Below are 18,968 nucleotides of genomic sequence, written 5' to 3' on the forward strand. Positions count from 1 at the left end.
CGGAGCACGCTGCGCGTGCATCTTGCCGACTTCGTCGGTGGGTAGCCTCTCGGATACCGCACCAAATTTTTGTCTGTGGTTTAACGTGTTCAGGCAACACGGTGTCCGCTACGCCGTTGCGCTGGAACGGGGCGTAATTTAGGGGAAAGCCCCGCCGCCGTCAACGGCTTTTTAGCCGCAGCGAACCGTTCGCACATTAAACGCACAGTTCAGGTGCTGAGGTCAGTGCACGGATTCCGGTGCGACCTGGATTTCCGGCAGATTGAGGAAGCCAAGGCGTTCACATTCGGAAACCACTTCATGGGTGGCTGCCGTGGTGCTTTCAACGAACAGCAGGAACTGCTCGACGGTGAGACCCGCCTTGGTAAAGACGGTGTGACCCACGACGAGGCGTGGCAGGTTGTCATCGATGATGTCGAGGAACACCTTGAGGGACGGATATTGCATGTTGAGACGACCCAGTTCGGCCACCAGGGGCAACAGCGATGAGGGGCGCACCTCCAGCTCGGATGAGAACAGCAGCCCTTCCTCTTCCACGAAGATCCGGCTCTCCTGGATGCCCTCGACGGACTGCAGGGAGACCATGTGGATGCCATGACACTGATCGCACACATAGTGCTCGATCCGGGCCTGTTGCAACCAACGCATTATCATTTCAGAGCTGGGGATATTCATCATTTTCACGACACGGTAGAGATCAAGGGGCGCAGTCTAAACCAATTTTCAGACAACCAAAAGCACACAGGCCGGATCCCCGTCGTCTCGCTTCTTTTTGACAGGCCCTGTGCCTATACTCAGCCATTCTCGTAGCGCACTCGCCTCCAAAGAGCCCGATGACCATCCAAGAAAAGTATCGCCTGCACCTCAAATCCCTCTCGGATGAACTGCTCGCCCTGCAAAAACCCATCCGCATCCTGGATGCCATCAAATGGCCCCGTCACCTGCAAAGCGACTTTCTGGCAAGTGGCGGCAAGGCACTGCCCGCCATCGACAGGCACTTCTATGAATCCCTCCCCCTGGGGTTCGATCCCCGCAACAAGTACCTTGAGCTCAAGGAGCTGAGGGACAGGATCCGCCGACGCCTCGGCCCCCAGGACGATCTCGGCCGGATCCTGCAAGAGACGGTGGATCAGTACATGGTGGTCATCGAGATGCTGCGCCAGCGCGGACAGCCGGACTTTCAGCGCTACAGTCAGCGGCTCTACGGCTCGGCAAGCGATCACCTGCGCGGGGATCGCAAGACCCTGAAGGAGCTGGGGGCCAGATTGTGCGACATCTTCTCCCTGCCCGGCGCCCGCCATCTGGTGCGCCCCTACCCCAAGGAGTTCGAGGGGGAAGCCGCGGTGGCGAGGTTGCAAGGCAAGCTGTCTAGCTACTTCAGCGACGGCACAGTCCAGGTCAAGCTCAGCGATGGCATCGTCTCCGATGCCGCCGCCGGGGGGGATTACATCAAGCTCAACTCCCACGCCCGTTTCTCGGAGCTCGATCTGCAGGTGCTGGAGGTACACGAAGGCTGGGTTCACGTCGGCACCACCCTCAACGGCCGCCAGCAATCTTACGCCACCTGGCTCGGCGCCGGCTCTCCCCGCATCACCGCCTGTCAGGAGGGGTTGGCAGTGCTCATCGAGACCCTCACGTTCAGCTCCTTCCCGGACAGGGCCAAGCGCATCTCGGATCGGGTCATGGCCATCGACATGGCGGAGCGTGGCGCCGATTTCATCGAGGTGTTCCGCCACTTCGTGGCCAAGGGGGCCAGCGAGCACGACGCCTACAAGATCACCCAGCGAGTGTTTCGCGGAGGCATGGTCGAGGGGGGCGCCTGCTTTACCAAGGATCTCTCCTATGTGAAGGGCTATGTGGAGACGGTGAACTTCATTCGCAGCGCCGTGCTGGAGGGGGTGCCGGAGATCCTGCCCATGCTGTTCGTCGGCAAGGTGACCCTGGACGACATCCCCGTGCTCTATCAGCACTATCTGGAGGGGCTCATCGACGCCCCTCGCTACCTCCCTCCCATGTTTCGCGACCTCACCGGGCTCTACGTCTGGTTCGGCTTCGCCTCCGGCATGTCCCTGGTGGACATAGGCCGGGTACAGCAGCATTTTCGCCAGCTCTTCCACCGCCTGCCGGCGGCAGACCCCATCATCGCCCCTGTCGACATCGAGATCGACTGACCCCCACAGACAAAGAGGGCGCCAGATAGGCGCCCTCTTTGGTGTCCAGGCTGCACGAGCCAGCCACGGGTTACTTGAAGGCCCGTCCTTCCAGATAGTGCTTGCGGCAGAGCGACACATAGCGATCGTTGCCGCCGATCTCCACCTGCTCACCGTCGCGCATCACCTGCCCCGCCTCGTTGACCCGCGAGTTCATGTGGGCCTTGTTGCCGCACCAGCAGATGCTTTTTAACTCCTCGAACTTGTCCGCCAGACAGAGCAGGTGGTAGGAGCCGGGAAACAGTTCGCCGCGAAAATCGGTCTTGAGACCATAGGCAATCACCGGAATGTCCTGCTCGTCGACGATGCGGGCGAGCTGGTAGACCTGCTCACGGGTCAGGAACTGCGCCTCGTCAACGATGAAGACATCGATGTGCCGCTTTGCGTGACGCGCCTTGACCATCTCGAAGAGATCGCAGCTGTCGCTGAACACCTCCACTTTCAGCTCAAGGCCGACCCTGGCACTGATGACGCCGGCACCGAAGCGATCGTCGATGGCGGGCGTCATGGCCAGCGGATACATGCCACGCTCCAGATAGTTGAAGTGGGCCTGGATGAGCTGGGTCGATTTGCCTGAGTTCATGGTGGCAAATTTGTAGTGCAGTGAAGCCATGATGGGGTTCCGAAACGGGAGTGATGGGGCGCATGCTAACCAAAGCCCCTGCCAAAACCAAGGGGCCCGCAGGCCCCTTGTTCTCTTATGCGACTGCCACGACGCTATACGCCCGGGCTTTGCGCAAATGGTAACCGGAGAAGATCAGGAACCAGAGCCCGCTCACGGTGAAACCGGCCAGCGCGGAGTGCATCAGCCCCATCACCAGGTAGCCGAGCGCCGCGCCAAAGGCGATGGCCAGGGCATAGGGCAGTTGGGTCATCACGTGATCGATGTGATGGCAACCGGCCCCGGTGGCAGACAGGATGCTGGTGCTGGAGATGGGGGAGCTGTGATCTCCGAACACGGACCCTGCCAGTACGGCGGCCAGCATGGGCAGCATCAGACTGATGTCGCTGGCGGCCGCCATGTCGCCGGCCAGCGGCAGCATGATGCCGAAGGTACCCCAGCTGGTGCCGGTGGCAAACGCCATGGCACAGGAGAGCACGAAGACCACGGCGGGCAGCACTTCCACCGGCAGATTGCCATTGGCCAGGGAGGCCAGGTATTTACCGGTCTCCACATCGCGCACCACGGCGCCGATGGTCCAGGCGAACAGCAGGATGTTGATGGCGGGCAGCATGGCCATGATCCCCTGCGGAGCCGCCTTCATCCAGTTGCTTGCCCCGAGCTTGAGGCGCATGGCCAGACCGATGGAGACCACCAGGCTGCACAGGGCACCATAGACCAGGGAGGAGCCGACGTTGGTATTTTCGAAGGAGCCGAGCACGCTGAACGGCAGCCCCTTGTCGGCCAGCACCGCAGCCCCGGAGTCAATCATGAAATAGACGGTGGCCAGGGTCAGGGTCAGGATGGGCAGCACCATGTCAATCATGCCGCCATTGCTCTCTTCCGGGCTCTCCATGTCGAGCCCGATGGGGCGCCCCTTGGACTCGTCCCACAGCTTGCCCTCCAGTGCCCACTGCTCATGCTGGCGCATGGGGCCGATGTCGAGCTGGAAGGCGATCACCACCAGCACCATGATCAGGGTGAACACTGCATAGAGGTTCATGGGGATCATTTCGACGAAGGCGGAGATGGGGCTCTGGTCGGTCAGACCATGAGCCGCCATGATGCCGCCGACGAGGGCGATGATGTAGGCCCCCCAGGAGGAGATCGGCATCAGCACGCAGACCGGCGCGGCGGTGGAGTCCAGCAGATAGGCCAGCTTGGCGCGGGAGATCTGGAAGCGATCGGTCACCGGACGGCAGATGGCCCCCACCGACAGGCTGTGGAAGAAGTCGTCGATGAAGAAGGCGAACACCATCAGACCGGTCAGGGACTTGGCACCCTTGCGGGTCTTGGCGCGGCGCTCCGCCCACTCGGCAAACGCCCGGGTCGCACCGGAGACGCTCATCAGGCTGATGAGGCCGCCCAGCAGCAACATGAAGAGGATCATGTTGACGTTGTCACGATTGAGCGCACCGTCGACCCAGAAGATCCTGAGCACGGTATCGAGCATGTAATGCAGGGACGCAAGGGGAGAGAACTGGTTGAGCAGCAGGCTGCCTGCGACTATGCCCACCCCCAGCGACACTAGGACGCGGCGGGTGATGATCGCCAGCGCAACGGCCAGCAGGGGGGGAACGACGGACCAACCGGAGTCGGCGTAATGAACGATGTCCATGATCTCTTTGCACCTAAAGACAACAGGTGGAGATCTACCGAGAGGATCAAAGAAACAAAACCCATGGGGAGGGTATACTCCTCAGCCCCTTCAGGTAGCGCTCCATAGTGGATGACTATGGCAGTCCTGCACCTATTAGATGCAGAACCAGCAACCCGGTATGATGGCCTGGTCACTTCGGCGCCGACTCCTTTCATCGAGCATCGCAGGCATCACCCTCCGCTCGGTTACTCATAGGCAGCGCGCCTCTACTTAAAGGTATTCGCGGCACATTTTATCGAGCCACCGGGTGATAGCAAGTTTTTTGATTAAATTTCAAGGTTTCTGTGGCCCCCATATCTTTAAAGGTAGTCAAATGGTTCATCAAAGACTCCGCTGGCGATATTTTCATCTGACATGAATCCATTCGAAGATGTTGGCCCGTCAAACGGAAAAAAATATCCTTCATATCTATTTCAAGACTTAATTTATCAGCCTAATTAATTATTTTGGCAGGCTTGACTTGGTGCCAAACACCCCTATAAATTATCGAAAAACCAGTTCTTCCCTTAATATTTTGCTCGCGTGGTAGCCAATATGAACGAATTTCTGAAAGTGCTGTTGAATATCCGTAGCCTGCGTGCAGTTTGCCGCGATTTGACGCTGGAACAACTGGAAGAAGGCTTGGAAAAGCTCTCCACCATCGTCGATGAACGTCGGCAAGATGAATCCGCCGAACGCCAGGCCCGTGAAGAACATCAAAAGAAAATTGCCGAATATGCCGAAATGCTGAAGGCCGCTGGGATCGATCCCGCCGAATTGGTCAACACCGTGGTTCCCGAGAATACCAAGGTCAGCAAACGTGCGCCCCGCCCCGCCAAATATCGTTATCTGGACAATGGTGTGGAAAAAACCTGGACCGGTCAGGGCCGCATGCCCTCGGTCATTGCCAAGGCCGTTGCTGAAGGCAAATCCGTGGAAGCCTTTGCTATCTGACAGCAATATCAGGCCCCTTTCCACAGCAATAAAAAAACCTCGCAAGGCGAGGTTTTTTTATTGCTGCTTCGTGCGGTGGTCAGCCTCTGTTAGCCGCCTTGACCCAGAGGATCTCCGGGGTGCCTGACGATACCAGCAGGTATCGGGCGATGGTGAAAAACCAGTCGCTCAGCCGGTTGAGGTAGGGCAAAACGGCCGGATTCACCCGCTCTACGCGGCTCAACCCAAGCAGCAGGCGCTCGCAGCGACGGGTCAGGGTACGCACCACATGTGCCTGGGCCGCCGCCCGCGAACCGCTCGGCAAAATAAAATTGCGCAGCACCGGCAACCCGGCACTGTAGGCATCGATCTGTTGCTCGAGCCTGTTCGTCCAAGCCTCGTTCACCTGCCACAGCGTATCCGTTTGCGATTCACTGGAAAATGCCAGCTCCCCGCCCAGATCAAACAGCTCCTGCTGCAACAATATGAGATCGGCCAGGAGAGTCGTCTCCCCGGCGGGTATTTCAGCCATCAACAAGCCTATTTGGGAATTCAGCTCGTCGATGGCGCCATAGGTCTCGACACGTTTATCGTCTTTGGCCAGGGAAGTGCCATCGGCCAGTCGCGTGAGCCCCTTGTCCCCTTGCCTTGTATATATTCTCATTCTGACATCCTGTTAATAATGGGAATAATCATGGACTCGAGTCCATTGAGCTTTATCTCGTAGGCCAGTGCCAGAGACTGGCCCAGGGTACCGGCCGGAAAACCGCTTCGCGCCATCCATACCAGATAGGGCTCGGGAATATCGATGATGCGCCGCCCCTTGTATTTTCCGTAAGGCATCTTGCTGGCCAGCGTCAGCAAGATGCGCTCATCACTGAGTCCATCCATATCAATCGATATTCAGGTATTTATGGGTCTGGATGGAGAGTCGCCAGTTACGGGCAATGCAGGTCGCCATGGCCAGCTCCGTGGCCCTGGCTTTCTGGCTGATGGGTTGCAGCGCAATCATCACATCGGGGCGCAGCCGGGCGGTGGCCAGCAGGGCGTCCAGCTCCTCGATATGGTGCTCGGTGGCCACCGGGTGCTTGATCTCGTTGGCCCGCTCGAGGGCAGAGACCAGCACCGGCAACCCACCCTTCATGCCGATCTTGGGGGAAACAGTCACCCAGGTCTGCTCATGGGTCAGCACCTCGCTGGTCCCGCTGGTTTCGATCTGCACCTGATAACCCGATGCCACCAGGGCCGAAGAGAGCTCGCGCAAGTCGTAGAGGCAGGGCTCACCACCGGTCAACACCACGTGACGGGCCCGGTAACCGAGCCGGGTAAAGCTGGCCAGAATATCTTCCGTGCTCATCTTGCTCCAGCCGTCGGACTCATTGGAACGATCGAGCACCTCGCCAGGGGCCACCTCACGCTCGGGGTCCACCACCCAGGTGTGGCGGGTATCGCACCAGGGGCAGCCCACCGGGCAGCCCTGAAGGCGAACGAAGATGGCGGGCAGGCCGGTAAATACCCCCTCCCCCTGGATGGTCTGGAAGATCTCGTTGATTGGGTAGTGCATCTTGGTCACGACTTGCTGCAAAAGGGGCGGATTATACCCCAAACCCGGGCTAGGCACAGGCTCAGGATCCGCTTTTCTCGCCCAGTCCGCTCTTCTCGTAAAGTCTGGCACGGATGCCGGTCTTGTCAGCCAGATAGTGATCCAGGCCACGGCGACGCAGCTCACAGGCCGGACAGGCCCCGCAACCATCTCCCTGGATTCCGTTGTAGCAAGTGAGCGTCTGGTGACGCACGGTATCGAGGTGACCGTAATGATCCGCCAGCGCCCAGGTTTCGGCCTTGTCGAGCCACATCAGGGGGGTTTCGAAGCGGATGGGGCGATCCAGCCCCAGGGAGACCGCCTGATTGAGCGCCTTGACGAAGTCGTCGCGGCAATCGGGATAACCGGAAAAGTCGGTCTCGCACACCCCGGTGATCACCGCTTCGGCGCCCACCTGATAGGCATAGATGGCCGCCAGGGTCAGGAACAGGATGTTGCGTCCCGGTACGAAGGTGTTGGGCAGGCCGTTCTCCTGGAGCTCGAAGCTCACCGGTATGTCGTCCCGGGTCAGCGCAGAGATGGCCAGCTCCCCGAGCATGGTCACATCCATTACCTTGTGGGCGGCGATCCCGAGCGCCGTCGCCAGATGGCGGGCGGTGTCAATCTCCGCCCGGTGGCGCTGGCCGTAATCGAAGGTGATGGCATGCACTTCGTCATAGCGGGCCTGTGCCTGCACCAGACAGGTGGTGCTGTCCTGCCCGCCACTGAAGACCACGACGGCTTTTTTCATGTTTTTCACTCCTCTGGGCAACTCAACGGCGGCGGCCTTGTGCAAAGTCATGCCACTGCCGGTTCAAATGGGTAAACAGGGTCATCAGCGGGGCGAAGCGCTCAGGCTCTCCTTCCCACCGGGACAACAGATGGTAGCCCGCTTCCAGGGTGGACAATGCCTCCTCAAAGGGCTTCTTGCGAATGGAATATTGCCCGGCAATGGCGCCGAGGGTGATCCGCGGCAACCCGAGCAGTGCAGGCGAGCTGTGCAACATGCGATAGGCTTTGCGCCAGGTACCATCGAGGAGGATGAAGTGGGCTCGCACGGTGCGCCCACGCCTCAGGAGATGCTCCCTTGCCTCTATCAGGGTCAGGGCCTCCTCATCGGGCCACAGCACATAGCACTGGACAGCGGGGTCGGCAAGCAGGGCATTGAGCCCTTCATCGTCGGAAAAGTCCTCCCCCACATGGATGCGCACATCGGTCAGGGACGCCGCCAGCAACGCAGCCGTCCCCTTGGGGTGACCTACTTCGGCAGGGTGTTGCAGGATATGGAGCGCAGCCAGGTTCGGCACCCGCTGAATATAATCGCACAGGCACGCTTTGAGGGCCCGGGTACAGCGTGTACAGTATCGGCTCTCTTTGTCGTTGGGCTGCTTCATGTTGTCAGGAAAATCGGGTCTGCTCTGGGTCATCGCGCTTTCGCTCGTCACTGCCTTGCTCTTTTTCACCGTGCCAAATCATCAGCTCGCCTTCGATCGCGACCTGATCGCCCAGGGCGAAGGGTGGCGCATCATAACAGGCAATCTGGCACACACCAATGGATGGCATCTGCTGCTCAACCTGAGCGGTCTGGCCGTGCTCTACAGCCTGTTTCAGGAGTACCTGACGGGATGGCGCCTGCCCGTGCTGCTGCTGCTGCTGGGGACGGCGGTCGGACTCGGCATCTGGTGGGGCTGCCCGCAAACCCAGTGGTACATGGGACTCTCCGGCCTGCTGCACGGCTTGTTCGTATGGGGTGCCATGCAGGACATCCGCTTTCGCCGTCACTCCGGCTGGCTGATGCTGGCGGGCGTCGCCATCAAGCTCGGTGTGGACTTTTACAGTGCCGGCGAGAGCCCTGTCTCCGCCTTGATCGGTGCCAGGGTACACATCGAGTCACACTTCATCGGCGCACTCGCCGGCCTGCTCCTCGGCCTCTTCCCCATTCGTCTGGACGCCCAGGCCGTCCATTCCTGAGCTCCCCATAGGCAAGGCCAGCCCACGGCCAAAATGCAGCAGGCCGGATCTGGGATCCGGCCTGCGCTCATTCGCCCATGACGCCGTTACCGGCAAAGCTCGGCATTGATCGCCCCAAGCACGGCGGCGGGATCCGAGGACTGGGTGATAGGACGACCGATCACCAGATAATCCGCCCCCGCCTCTACCGCTGCCAGCGGCGTCATGACGCGGCGCTGATCACCGGCAGCCGATCCGCTCGGACGAATGCCCGGCGTCACCAGCTTGAATTCGGCTCCCAGCAGCTCCTTCAGCGCACTCGCCTCTTCCGCGGAGCAGACCACTCCATCCAGCCCGGCCGTCTTGGCAAGGGTGGCCAGGCGGATCACCTGTTCTGCCGGCGTCACATCCAGACCCAGGGGCGCCATGTCGGACTGCTCCATACTGGTCAGCACGGTTACCCCGATGAGCAGGGGCGCCTTGTCGCCGTATGGCAGCAACGCCTCTCTGGCGGCACGCATCATGCGTTCGCCACCGCTGGCATGGACATTCACCATCCAGACGCCCAGCTCCGCACTGGCCGCCACCGCCTTGGCGACGGTGTTGGGAATGTCGTGAAATTTCAGATCCAGGAAGACGTCGAACCCCTTGCCCACCAGTTGGCGAACGAACTGGGGACCAAACAGGGTAAACATCTCCTTGCCTACCTTGAGGCGGCACTGGGCCGGTGAGATCTGCTCAATGAAGGCAAAGGCGTCGGCTTCGTGCTGATAATCCAGCGCGACCAGTACTTTGGGGTCTTGCATGTCACTTCCTATGGATTGTTATGCCACAGCCAGGCGCAGCAGAGCCGGGGCCCGGTTGCACGCTGGCATCTGAAATTCTTGGGTATCCGTGCTCGCCCGGGCGTGTTGGCCTCGCTGGCGTTTACTCTCCATCCAGCCCTCGGATCGGCTTGATGGTGCCCCACTGCCGGCAGGAAGGGCATTGCCAGAACAGCGAATGGGTGGCAAAGCCGCACTGGCGGCACTTGTGAGTCGACTTGATCTTGATCTGCTCACCGACCAGCTGTTGCAGCAGCTCCAGGCTCTCCTTGGCAGGCCCCTCCTCGGCACTGGCCAACTGGAAACCGACCAGTTGATAGAAGCCCTTCATGGAGGGGTGGCGACGCAGTTGGCGCAGCACCAGGGCCCGGGCCTGGCTCAACCCATCGCGCGCCTCCACCAGATTGGCCAGCGCCAGGGTCACGCTGACCCCCGCATGATCCTCTACCGCTTTTTCAAGCAGCGGGATCAGCTCCTGGCTGCGACCAAGCTGGCGATAGCATTCGAGCAGTTTTGGCATGGCTTCGGAGGCAAAGTCGATATCCTGCTCGAACACCCGCAGGAGCTCCTTGGCCGCATCCTCGAACCTGCCCTCCTCCATCGCCAGATCGGCCAGCCGCAAGCTGGCGCGGGCACAGGCCGGGTGCGCACCGAGCGCACGCTTGAGCTTGGCGATGCCCGCAGGCTTGTCGCCATCGCGCAAGGCACTCTCCGCCTGTTCGCAATAGAAGTGGGATATGGGCTCGGCCAGCTTCTTGCCCTGGAATTTCTGCAGACGCACCGCCACGGCGATGGCATTGTCCCAGTCACGCAACTGCTGATGAATGATCAGGAGCTGTGCCAGAGCCGTCTCTTCGAAATCGCTGTCATCACACAGCTCTTTCCAGAGTGCTTCGGCCCGATCGAGCAAGCCAGCAGCCAGAAAGTCACGGGCCAGCTCCTGCAAGGCAAGCTGACGCTGCTCACGGGTCAGCTGACGGGCGACCAGGTTCTGATGGATCTTGATGGCGCGATCGACCTCACCCCGTTGACGGAACAGGTTGCCGAGGGAAAGGTGGGTTTCGATGGTTTCGCTGTCGACTTCCAGCAGCTGGATAAAGAGATCCACCGCCTTGTCCGACTCGTCAGAGAGCAAATAGTTGAGGCCCGCCACGTACTGACGGGAAAACTGGTTACTCTGTTGCTGGGTGTCCTGGCGAACACTCCTGCGGCCCATGTACCAGCCATAACCGGCGGCGATGGGCAACAGCAGGAAAAGCAGTTCAAGCATCGAGGGACATTATTCCTTGGTTGTCGACCGGGCAAGCTCCAACTCGCGAGATTGACGACGCATGGTTCGGTTCAGGGTGCGATTTTGCAGTTTGAGACGCAGGAACAGCAGACCAAATACCAGCCAGCCCAGCAGAAAACCGCCGGCGAAGAAGAACCCCAGCAACATGGAGAGCGAGAACTCCCCCTGGGCGATCAAGTAGTTGAACTGCACCAGCTGACCATTTTGAGAACCGATGGCAAGGGTCAGGACAAACACCAGCACCAGTGGAATGAGGGCCAAGATACGCTTCATGGGAGCTCCCTGTCTGTAGCGAATGAGTGACTGATTATCCTTAAAATCACAGGCAGACTCTAGCGCGAATGGGAAAAGAGTGTGAGAAACCCGACAACGGACAGACTCCAGGCCATAAAAATGAAAAAGGCATACTCAGGTATGCCGTTTTCTGCATTATTCGATGATGTTGACGCGTTCGCGCAACTCTTTGCCAGGTTTGAAGTGCGGGACATATTTCCCGGTCAGTTCAACCTTGTCCCCGGTCTTGGGGTTGCGACCCACGCGGGGCGCACGATAGTGCAGCGAGAAACTGCCAAATCCTCGGATTTCAATCCGGTCGCCGTTTTGCAAGGTCGATGCCATCTGCTCAAGGATCTCCTTGATGGCGGCTTCGACATCTTTGGCCGGCATATGCATGCGGCTGGCTGCCAGTTGTTCGATGAGATCTGATTTGGTCATAAGGTTAAATCTCCTTCCCCGATCACATGCAATAATCATTTTGCCAAGATAAAAAAGGGCGGCGCAATGCCGCCCTTTTCTTGCATCAAGGATTACTCACCCTTGGCGGCTTTGAACGCTTCCATCATGGCATTGCTGAACACAACTTCTTCTTGTTGGTTCAGGCTGTCGATAGCAACACGCTCATCAGCCTCGTCCTTAGCGCGGACAGACAGGCTTACAGTGCGGTTCTTGCGATCAACGCCCATGAACTTGGCTTCAACTTCGTCACCAACAGACAGCACCAGAGTGGCGTCTTCTACGCGGTCACGAGCAGCGTCGGAGGCACGCAGGTAGCCTTCTACGCCGTCAGCCAGTTCGATCACGGCACCCTTGGCATCAACCTCGGTAACCTTACCCTTCACAATAGCACCTTTCTTGTTGTCAGACAGGTACTTATTGAACGGGTCTTCTTCGATCTGCTTGACGCCCAGGGAGATGCGCTCACGCTCCGGGTCCACTTGCAGAACAACGGCTTCGATTTCGTCGCCCTTCTTGAATTCACGCACGGCTTCTTCGCCCTGGTTGTTCCAGGAGATGTCAGACAGGTGAACCAGGCCGTCGATGCCGCCATCCAGACCGATGAAGATACCGAAGTCAGTGATGGACTTGATCTTGCCGGAAACACGGTCGCCCTTGGCGTGAGTTTCGGCAAACAGCTGCCACGGGTTGGATTTGCACTGCTTCAGACCCAGGGAGATACGACGACGCTCTTCGTCGATGTCCAGAACCATCACGTCAACCACGTCGCCAACGTTGACAACCTTGGACGGGTGGATGTTCTTGTTGGTCCAATCCATCTCGGATACGTGTACCAGGCCTTCCACGCCTTCTTCGATTTCAACGAAGCAGCCGTAGTCGGTCAGATTGGTCACGCGGCCAGACAGACGGGTGGTCTCCGGGTAACGCTTGGCGATAGCAACCCAGGGATCTTCGCCCAGCTGCTTCAGGCCCAGGGATACACGGGTACGCTCGCGGTCGAACTTCAGAACCTTGACAGCGATCTCGTCGCCAACGTTGACGATTTCGGAAGGATGCTTAACGCGCTTCCACGCCATGTCGGTGATGTGCAGCAGGCCGTCAACACCGCCCAGATCTACGAATGCACCGTAGTCGGTCAGGTTCTTGACGATACCCTTAACTTCTTGACCTTCTTGCAGGTTGGCCAGCAGGCTTTCACGCTCGGAGGTGTTCTCGGTCTCGATCACGGCACGACGGGAAACCACAACGTTGTTGCGCTTCTGGTCCAGCTTGATGACTTTGAACTCGAGTTCTTTGTTTTCCAGGTGAGCGGTGTCACGGATCGGACGCACGTCAACCAGAGAACCCGGCAGGAAGGCACGGATGCCGTTCAGCTCAACGGTGAAACCACCCTTGACCTTGCCGTTGATGATACCGATAACGGTAGCTTGCTCTTCGTAAGCTTTTTCAAGCTGCAGCCAGGCTTCGTGGCGCTTGGCTTTTTCGCGGGACAGCTTGGTTTCGCCGAAACCATCTTCGATAGAGTCCAGAGCCACGTCAACGGAGTCACCTACGTTGATTTCCAGCTCGCCCATGGCGTTCTTGAATTCTTCAGCCGGGATAGCAGACTCGGATTTCAGACCGGCATCAACCAGTACGAAACCGTTCTCGATAGCAACGACAGTGCCCTTGACGATGGAACCTTGACGGGTTTCAACGGCGTTCAGGGACTCTTCAAAGAGTTGAGCAAAAGATTCGATCATTGTTTATGTCACAAATGAAACATCCACTTGCAATCCGGCACAAGCGGGGTTGTTTTAAATTATCTGCGCCATCCTTGGTGCAGACGACTGACATCAGTTTGCGCTGACATCACCAAGTTGTTGCTCTGCATAGGCAAGCACTGTTGCCAGCACTTCATCTATGGTCATGGACGTTGAGTCTACAACAAGAGCATCTTCCGCGGGTTTCAGGGGAGCGACGGCGCGATTTCTGTCGCGATCGTCACGTTCCCGAATCTCGGTTAAAAGACGCTCAAAGTTAACATCAAAGCCCTTATCTTGCAACTGCTTATAGCGGCGCTGGGCCCGCTCCTCGGCGCTGGCGTCGAGGAAAATCTTCACATTCGCCTCGGGGAAAACCACTGTACCCATGTCGCGACCGTCGGCGATGAGACCGGGGGCTTGGCGAAATGCTCTCTGACGGCGCAGCAGGGCTTCACGTACCCGGGGAAACGCCGCGATTTTGCTGGCCGCGTTGCCCACTTCTTCAGTACGAATGGTGCGGGAAACATCCTCCCCTTCGAGGATCACCTTGACCAGCTCCCCTTCTACCTGAAATTGCACATCCAGATTGGCGGCCAGGGGAACCAATGCGGCTTCGGAATCGAGCTCCACATCGTGATGCAGGGCTGCCAGGGAGAGCACCCGGTAGATGGCACCGGAATCGAGCAGGTGCCAGCCCAGTTTTTCAGCCAGCAACTGGCACAAGGTGCCTTTTCCTGCTCCACTTGGGCCATCAATAGTCATCACGGGGGCCATCTGAGCCATAACGTTTCTCCTGCGCACTCGGCATCTTGACTGGTTGCACACATCCCTGTCGGGATGGGTTAATGGGCGCCGATTATACCCGAATGCGCCGTCGCTGGCAGTTGTCAGGGCACACAATTGCGCAAAAGTCGTCGTGATTGCACCTATTCTGACCAATCGGGTTAACCCACTTCTCACGCAAGGTTTTGTTCTTATGGTTGTTCCGGACAATGCGCGCTAAACTGGCCGCCCTTTTTTAAGCAGCTGTAGTCAGGAGCAACCATATGAGCAGCGTTACCCTCGTGGCCAAATCCAAGTTGCCGACCCCCTGGGGCACTTTCACGCTGGTTGGTTTTCAGGAAACCGGCACGGGCAAGGATCATGCCGCGCTGGTGATGGGCGATATCGCAGACGGCGAACCCGTGCTGGGACGCATTCATTCCGAGTGTCTGACCGGGGATGCCCTGTTCAGTCTGCGTTGTGACTGCGGCTTCCAATTGCAGGCCGCGCTGGAAAACATCGCCAAGGCGGGTCGCGGCGTCCTGCTGTATGTCCGTCAAGAAGGGCGAGGCATCGGCTTGCTCAACAAGATCCGGGCCTATCATCTGCAGGATCAGGGGGCCGATACCGTGGAGGCCAACGTGGCGCTTGGCTTTGCCGCCGACATGCGTGACTACACCATCTGCGCCGACATGCTCAAGGCGCTCGAGGTCAAGTCCCTGCGCCTGATGACCAACAACCCGCGCAAGTTGAAGGCGATGGAATCCTTTGGCATCCCGGTGGCGGAGCGCGTGCCCCTTCAGGAAGGTCGCAATCCCCACAACGAGTTTTATCTCTCCACCAAGGCAAACAAGCTGGATCACCTGTTCAAGAAATAAGGTTGCATCCACCTTGTCAACATACGCCTCCAGATTGGAGGCGTTTTTATTGGTGATACCACTCAATCATTCAGTATCTGTAGCGTAATGATTAGACACATCCCCTTGTGCCAGCAAAAAATCCCGCAATGCCCGGTTCGCCATGGAGAGCGGATCCCCCCGTCGCCAGGCTACGCAGAGATCCAGGAAGATGGGGGGTGAAAAAGGGATGCCGGTGAGGGCTGGCTCCTCTTCCAGCGCCATACGCAGGAAGGTGGTCACGGCGAATCCCTGACGCACCACCGCCTTGAGCAGCGGGATGAGATTGCTTTCGAACGCGATGTCAGGCTCTACCCCCAGCCCCTGCGCCAACACCTCCATGTGTTCCCTGTGGTAGAAGCCTCGCCGGAACATGGCGAGCTCCTGGCTGAAGAACTGTGGCAGCGAGACCGCCTCAGCGCCGCGCAGGGGGTGCTCCTCCCCCACCACCATCAGCATCTCTTCCCGCAGCAGTTGCGCCCCCTCGAGGGCCGGTGGCAGATCGCTGGTGATGAGGATGGCGAGATCCAGACTGCCATCCACCATGCGGCTGAGCAGCTCCCGGGTGCCCGCCTCCTCCACCCGGATCTTCAAGCCGGGATAGCGATGCTTGAACGCCATCAGGATTGGCGGGAAGTAATAGGATCCCATCATGTAGGGGATACCGATGCGCACCTCCCCCCGCTCCAGCCCCTTGAGCTCGGCCATCTCGGCCTCGGCCTGGTGCATCTGGCGCAGCAGCCGTTCGGCGTGGCGACAGAGGACCTCTCCCTCCGGGGTGAGGCGCACGCTGCGGTCCTGCCGGTCAAACAGCCGCAGATCGAGCTGCTGCTCCAGCTTGGCGATGGCCATGCTGACGGCAGGCTGGGCCACGTTCAGCCCCTGGGCCGCCCTGGTGAAGGAGCCGGCATCGCGCACCGCCAGCAGGTATCCGAGCTGTTTCAGATCCATATCAATTTCATTTATCATGGTAATAACTTAAATATATTATATTTATACGTCTCGTCGCACTACCCTGCACAAAAGTCGTCGGGACAACTCCATATGATCGAAGTAGGCAGTCGCGAATGGATACGCGCCACCCTGGCCCTCAGCCTTGGCTCCTTCCTGGTATTCCTCAATCTCTACCAGACCCATCCCCTGCTGCCACTCCTGGCAGAGGTTTTCTCGGTCAGCGCCCTGTCCGCCAGCTGGACGCTGGCAGGCTGCACCGCAGGGCTTGCAGGCTCCCTGCTCGTCTGTGCCCGTCTGGCTGATCGGTTCGGACGGCGGCGGATCATGTTGTGGACCCTGGCGGCCGCCATCCTGCTCTCCCTGTGCATCCCCTGGGTCACCCACTTTGATGTGCTGGTGAGCCTGCGCATCCTGCAAGGCGTCCTGCTGGCAGGGCTGCCCGCCACCGCCATTGCCTACATGGGGGAAGAGTTCAGCAAACGTGCCCTCATCGTAGCCGTCGGCGTCTATATCGCGGCCAACTCCCTGGGGGGCATCGCGGGCCGGGTGGTCGGCGGTCTGCTGGCTGGCTGGTTTGGTGACTGGCAGCACACCTTCCTCGGTATCGGGATCATCAGCCTCGCCCTGCTGCCACTGGTCATCTGGCTGCTGCCCGCCCAGCGCTGCTTCGTGGCCGTGGAGGCAGCCCCGGGGCAACTGCGCCGCGCCATCCAGAGCCACCTTGGCAACCCCTTGCTGGTGGGGGCCTATCTCATCGGCGGCCTCAACTTCATGGTCTTCCTGAATCAGTACAGCTATCTCACCTTCCTGCTGGCCAAGGCCCCCTTCTCCCTGCCGACCCAGTGGCTCGGCATGCTGTTTCTGACCTACCTCACCGGCACCGTCGCCTCTTCACTGAGCGGCCGCGGGGCCCATCGCTGGGGAGCACAACGCCTGCTGCTGGCGGGAATAACCTTGATGGCACTTGGCAGCCTGGCCCTGCTGCAGGGGAGCCTTGTCGCCATCATCGGGGGATTGCTTGTCTCGAGCTTTGGCTTCTTCCTCGCCCACGCCTGTGCCAGCGCCTGGGTCGGCCAGCACGTGGAGCACAACCGGGCGCTCGCCTCGTCACTCTATCTGGTGGGGTATTACCTGGGAGCCAGTCTGGGTGGGCTTTATCTGCACCCCTTCTGGGAGCAAGGGGGGCTCTGGGGTCTGGTACTCGGCATCGAGCTGGTGTTGATGATCACCGCGGGGTTGAGCCTCTGGCTCGGTCACTTGAAAGGACGTGTGGCGCCCGCTTGTGCGTTGACGCCACAGGATCAGGCTCCCGTCAACGGGCCCTCCCCTCACAGACCGTCATAATAGTCCGCCGGTACCGGCACCACGGCGCCGGTGCACAGCTCTTCGTCTATCACCTCCTCAAGCGGGCGCAGATGAAACTTGATCTGCCCAGAGGGCAGCATCAATCCTATATCCGGGTTGCGTCCGTCATCGATGTTGCCGGTCTTGAAGGGGACATCGGGATGCGTCGTCACCAAGGCCGTGAGCGAGGGCACCACCAACTCGATATGTTCGAGCCCGGCCTGATGGATTCGACCCGCCTTGGGGGCGGCCAGTTCGATGCAGGGGACGGTCACCTGCTCCCAGCAGACGGGCTGGTGCAGGCGATAGGTGGCGATGGGACGACCGCCTATCATCCCCTCCACCAGCAAGACTCCGTGGGCGGCCAGCACCGCTTTCAACTCCAGATATTCCGGCAGGGTGGCAGCGCGGTAGCAGAGGTGATCCACCACGGGGGAGTCCTTGACTCCCATGACGGCACGCATTTCCGTGAGCAGTTGGCAAACAAATGGGGCCATTGGCCCCAGTGTGGAATCCAGTGGATGTGACATGATCACCATTTCTTCTTGGGTTGGAACAGGACGTCCAGTTCGTCCGTCTCTTTGTCCTTGATGTTTTGCAGCTCCTTCTCGCTGTGCTGCTGCAGGTGTTCTTCCAGCTGGCGCATCCCCTGACGCATGTCCTCTTCCCGCGCCAGCAGGTAGGGATCCTTGTCGGTGACATTGGCCAGCGCCCCCAGCCCCTTGGTGTAGAGCTGCCGGCAGGTGCCGTACTGCCCTTGGATCTGGGCATCCATGGCCCGCTTGAGCAGGTTGGCGATGTTGATCTTGAGCTGCATCAGCTCGAGGCGGCGATCCTCCTGGGCAAAGCCCTGGGGATCTATCTTGCCCTTGTTGTGCTCGACCCGCAGCACGGCCCGCATCTTCTTGGCCAGTTGCAGCATCTGGATGGCCTGGCGGTCGGACTCCGGCGTCTTGAAATGTCCCTCGTCCTGGCTGCTGTAGTTCTCCTGCACGTTCTTGATCTGGAGCTGGACGTCGGCGATGCGCTGCTTGACCTGCGCATTGGGCATCACCAGCGCGATGGCGCGGTAGGCATCCAGGATCCGGTGTTGCAACAGCAGCACCATGTTTTTGGAAAAGGGCACCAGGTTGACGTTCAGCAACACCTCTTCGGTCTCGTCTGCCACCGCCTTGTGACGGGCAATGGCCTGGCGCTTGTCCGATTCGGCCTTCTGCTTGTATTGCTGCACCACGTTATAGGCGATGACCAGAAACAGGAGTGCGCCGATTGACAGCAATATCAGGGTTAAAATCATAGGGTGTTCACACTCCAGTCCCAATCCAATTGCGAGATCCTACAACAGCTTAGCCTCATAGGGTAGCGCCCAGATCCCGTATTGCCTCACAAGAACGCTCGCAGGCGGTGACCGCATCCGGTGCGTCATGCTCCATATCGCCCGC

22 protein-coding genes and 1 riboswitch are annotated in these 18,968 nt (G+C 59.4%); of the genes, 5 read left to right on the forward strand and 17 right to left on the reverse strand.

Annotated features, from left to right (window positions below; genetic code table 11):
- Window positions 1-222 precede the first annotated feature (222 nt).
- On the reverse strand, window positions 223-678 hold the full coding sequence (locus AACR77_RS07695) for a YbjN domain-containing protein (protein WP_160839247.1): 456 nt from the start codon (window positions 676-678) through the stop codon (window positions 223-225).
- 155 nt (window positions 679-833) lie between these two features.
- Between AACR77_RS07695 and AACR77_RS07700 the strand changes: the two genes are divergently transcribed.
- Entirely contained in the window at window positions 834-2,171 is a 1,338-nt protein-coding gene (locus tag AACR77_RS07700) for a flavohemoglobin expression-modulating QEGLA motif protein (protein ID WP_010674988.1), read from the forward strand.
- Window positions 2,172-2,241: 70 nt separating this feature from the next.
- On the opposite strand, the gene AACR77_RS07705 is transcribed toward AACR77_RS07700, so the two are convergent.
- On the reverse strand, window positions 2,242-2,823 hold the full coding sequence (locus tag AACR77_RS07705) for a thymidine kinase (RefSeq protein ID WP_010674989.1): 582 nt from the start codon (window positions 2,821-2,823) through the stop codon (window positions 2,242-2,244).
- Between the two features lie 85 nt (window positions 2,824-2,908).
- On the reverse strand, window positions 2,909-4,489 hold the full coding sequence (locus AACR77_RS07710) for a Na+/H+ antiporter NhaC family protein (RefSeq protein WP_042880675.1): 1,581 nt from the start codon (window positions 4,487-4,489) through the stop codon (window positions 2,909-2,911).
- A gap of 87 nt (window positions 4,490-4,576) precedes the next feature.
- A riboswitch (Lysine riboswitch) is annotated at window positions 4,577-4,748 on the reverse strand.
- A gap of 317 nt (window positions 4,749-5,065) precedes the next feature.
- Here AACR77_RS07710 and AACR77_RS07715 point away from each other — a divergent pair.
- Entirely contained in the window at window positions 5,066-5,464 is a 399-nt protein-coding gene (locus tag AACR77_RS07715) for an H-NS family histone-like protein (RefSeq protein WP_039041259.1), read from the forward strand.
- Between the two features lie 79 nt (window positions 5,465-5,543).
- Here AACR77_RS07715 and AACR77_RS07720 read toward each other — a convergent pair whose 3' ends face one another.
- The 5 genes from AACR77_RS07720 to AACR77_RS07740 all read right to left on the reverse strand — a co-directional run bounded on the left by AACR77_RS07720 (window position 5,544) and on the right by AACR77_RS07740 (window position 8,452).
- Window positions 5,544-6,107 (reverse strand): cob(I)yrinic acid a,c-diamide adenosyltransferase, encoded by a 564-nt coding sequence (locus tag AACR77_RS07720; RefSeq protein WP_042880677.1) that lies wholly within the window; start codon window positions 6,105-6,107, stop codon window positions 5,544-5,546.
- Window positions 6,104-6,334, reverse strand: a complete 231-nt coding sequence (locus tag AACR77_RS07725; RefSeq protein ID WP_039038687.1) for a DUF3820 family protein — start codon at window positions 6,332-6,334, stop codon at window positions 6,104-6,106. The genes AACR77_RS07720 and AACR77_RS07725 overlap by 4 nt, the downstream gene beginning before the upstream one ends.
- A gap of 1 nt (window position 6,335) precedes the next feature.
- Entirely contained in the window at window positions 6,336-7,007 is a 672-nt protein-coding gene (queE, locus tag AACR77_RS07730) for a 7-carboxy-7-deazaguanine synthase QueE (protein ID WP_010674994.1), read from the reverse strand.
- Window positions 7,008-7,068: 61 nt separating this feature from the next.
- Window positions 7,069-7,776 carry a 7-cyano-7-deazaguanine synthase QueC gene (gene queC / locus AACR77_RS07735; protein ID WP_010674995.1) on the reverse strand — a complete coding sequence of 236 codons (708 nt, stop codon included), beginning with the start codon at window positions 7,774-7,776 and terminating at the stop codon, window positions 7,069-7,071.
- Between the two features lie 22 nt (window positions 7,777-7,798).
- The gene (locus AACR77_RS07740; protein WP_174722086.1) at window positions 7,799-8,452 is read right to left on the reverse strand and encodes a tRNA-uridine aminocarboxypropyltransferase; all 654 of its coding nucleotides are present in this window, start codon (window positions 8,450-8,452) and stop codon (window positions 7,799-7,801) included.
- On the opposite strand from AACR77_RS07740, the gene rrtA reads away from it, so the two are divergent.
- Window positions 8,418-8,996, forward strand: a complete 579-nt coding sequence (rrtA, locus tag AACR77_RS07745) for a rhombosortase (RefSeq protein WP_223915160.1) — start codon at window positions 8,418-8,420, stop codon at window positions 8,994-8,996. The two genes, AACR77_RS07740 and rrtA, sit on opposite strands and share 35 nt — an antisense overlap.
- Window positions 8,997-9,082: 86 nt before the next feature.
- Here the strand turns inward: rrtA and pyrF are convergent, their stop codons facing one another.
- The 6 genes from pyrF to cmk form a co-directional block, all read right to left on the reverse strand.
- The gene (gene pyrF, locus AACR77_RS07750; protein WP_042880679.1) at window positions 9,083-9,781 is read right to left on the reverse strand and encodes an orotidine-5'-phosphate decarboxylase; all 699 of its coding nucleotides are present in this window, start codon (window positions 9,779-9,781) and stop codon (window positions 9,083-9,085) included.
- Between the two features lie 121 nt (window positions 9,782-9,902).
- Window positions 9,903-11,069: a lipopolysaccharide assembly protein LapB gene (lapB, locus tag AACR77_RS07755; protein WP_010674999.1), complete on the reverse strand. Its 1,167-nt coding sequence runs from the start codon at window positions 11,067-11,069 to the stop codon at window positions 9,903-9,905.
- A gap of 9 nt (window positions 11,070-11,078) precedes the next feature.
- Window positions 11,079-11,363, reverse strand: a complete 285-nt coding sequence (locus tag AACR77_RS07760; protein ID WP_010675000.1) for a LapA family protein — start codon at window positions 11,361-11,363, stop codon at window positions 11,079-11,081.
- Window positions 11,364-11,519: 156 nt separating this feature from the next.
- Window positions 11,520-11,804 (reverse strand): integration host factor subunit beta, encoded by a 285-nt coding sequence (gene ihfB, locus AACR77_RS07765; RefSeq protein ID WP_005299934.1) that lies wholly within the window; start codon window positions 11,802-11,804, stop codon window positions 11,520-11,522.
- Window positions 11,805-11,896: 92 nt separating this feature from the next.
- Window positions 11,897-13,567 carry a 30S ribosomal protein S1 gene (gene rpsA, locus AACR77_RS07770; RefSeq protein WP_010675001.1) on the reverse strand — a complete coding sequence of 557 codons (1,671 nt, stop codon included), beginning with the start codon at window positions 13,565-13,567 and terminating at the stop codon, window positions 11,897-11,899.
- A gap of 93 nt (window positions 13,568-13,660) precedes the next feature.
- Window positions 13,661-14,353: a (d)CMP kinase gene (cmk, locus tag AACR77_RS07775; protein ID WP_042016625.1), complete on the reverse strand. Its 693-nt coding sequence runs from the start codon at window positions 14,351-14,353 to the stop codon at window positions 13,661-13,663.
- A gap of 263 nt (window positions 14,354-14,616) precedes the next feature.
- On the opposite strand from cmk, the gene ribA reads away from it, so the two are divergent.
- The gene (gene ribA, locus AACR77_RS07780; RefSeq protein WP_010675003.1) at window positions 14,617-15,210 is read left to right on the forward strand and encodes a GTP cyclohydrolase II; all 594 of its coding nucleotides are present in this window, start codon (window positions 14,617-14,619) and stop codon (window positions 15,208-15,210) included.
- Window positions 15,211-15,276: 66 nt separating this feature from the next.
- On the opposite strand, the gene AACR77_RS07785 is transcribed toward ribA, so the two are convergent.
- Window positions 15,277-16,179 (reverse strand): LysR family transcriptional regulator, encoded by a 903-nt coding sequence (locus tag AACR77_RS07785; RefSeq protein ID WP_042880680.1) that lies wholly within the window; start codon window positions 16,177-16,179, stop codon window positions 15,277-15,279.
- A gap of 93 nt (window positions 16,180-16,272) precedes the next feature.
- Here AACR77_RS07785 and AACR77_RS07790 point away from each other — a divergent pair, with 93 nt between their 5' ends.
- A complete protein-coding gene (locus AACR77_RS07790) occupies window positions 16,273-17,526 on the forward strand; it encodes an MFS transporter (protein WP_042880683.1) in 1,254 nt (417 codons plus the stop codon).
- Here the strand turns inward: AACR77_RS07790 and AACR77_RS07795 are convergent.
- Entirely contained in the window at window positions 17,511-18,065 is a 555-nt protein-coding gene (locus AACR77_RS07795; protein WP_042880685.1) for a VOC family protein, read from the reverse strand. The two genes, AACR77_RS07790 and AACR77_RS07795, sit on opposite strands and share 16 nt — an antisense overlap.
- Window positions 18,059-18,823 (reverse strand): hypothetical protein, encoded by a 765-nt coding sequence (locus AACR77_RS07800; protein WP_010675007.1) that lies wholly within the window; start codon window positions 18,821-18,823, stop codon window positions 18,059-18,061. The genes AACR77_RS07795 and AACR77_RS07800 overlap by 7 nt, the downstream gene beginning before the upstream one ends.
- Between the last annotated feature and the right edge of the window lie 145 nt (window positions 18,824-18,968).

The organism is Aeromonas sp. ZOR0002 (assembly GCF_963866995.1).
GTDB lineage: Bacteria > Pseudomonadota > Gammaproteobacteria > Enterobacterales > Aeromonadaceae > Aeromonas > Aeromonas caviae.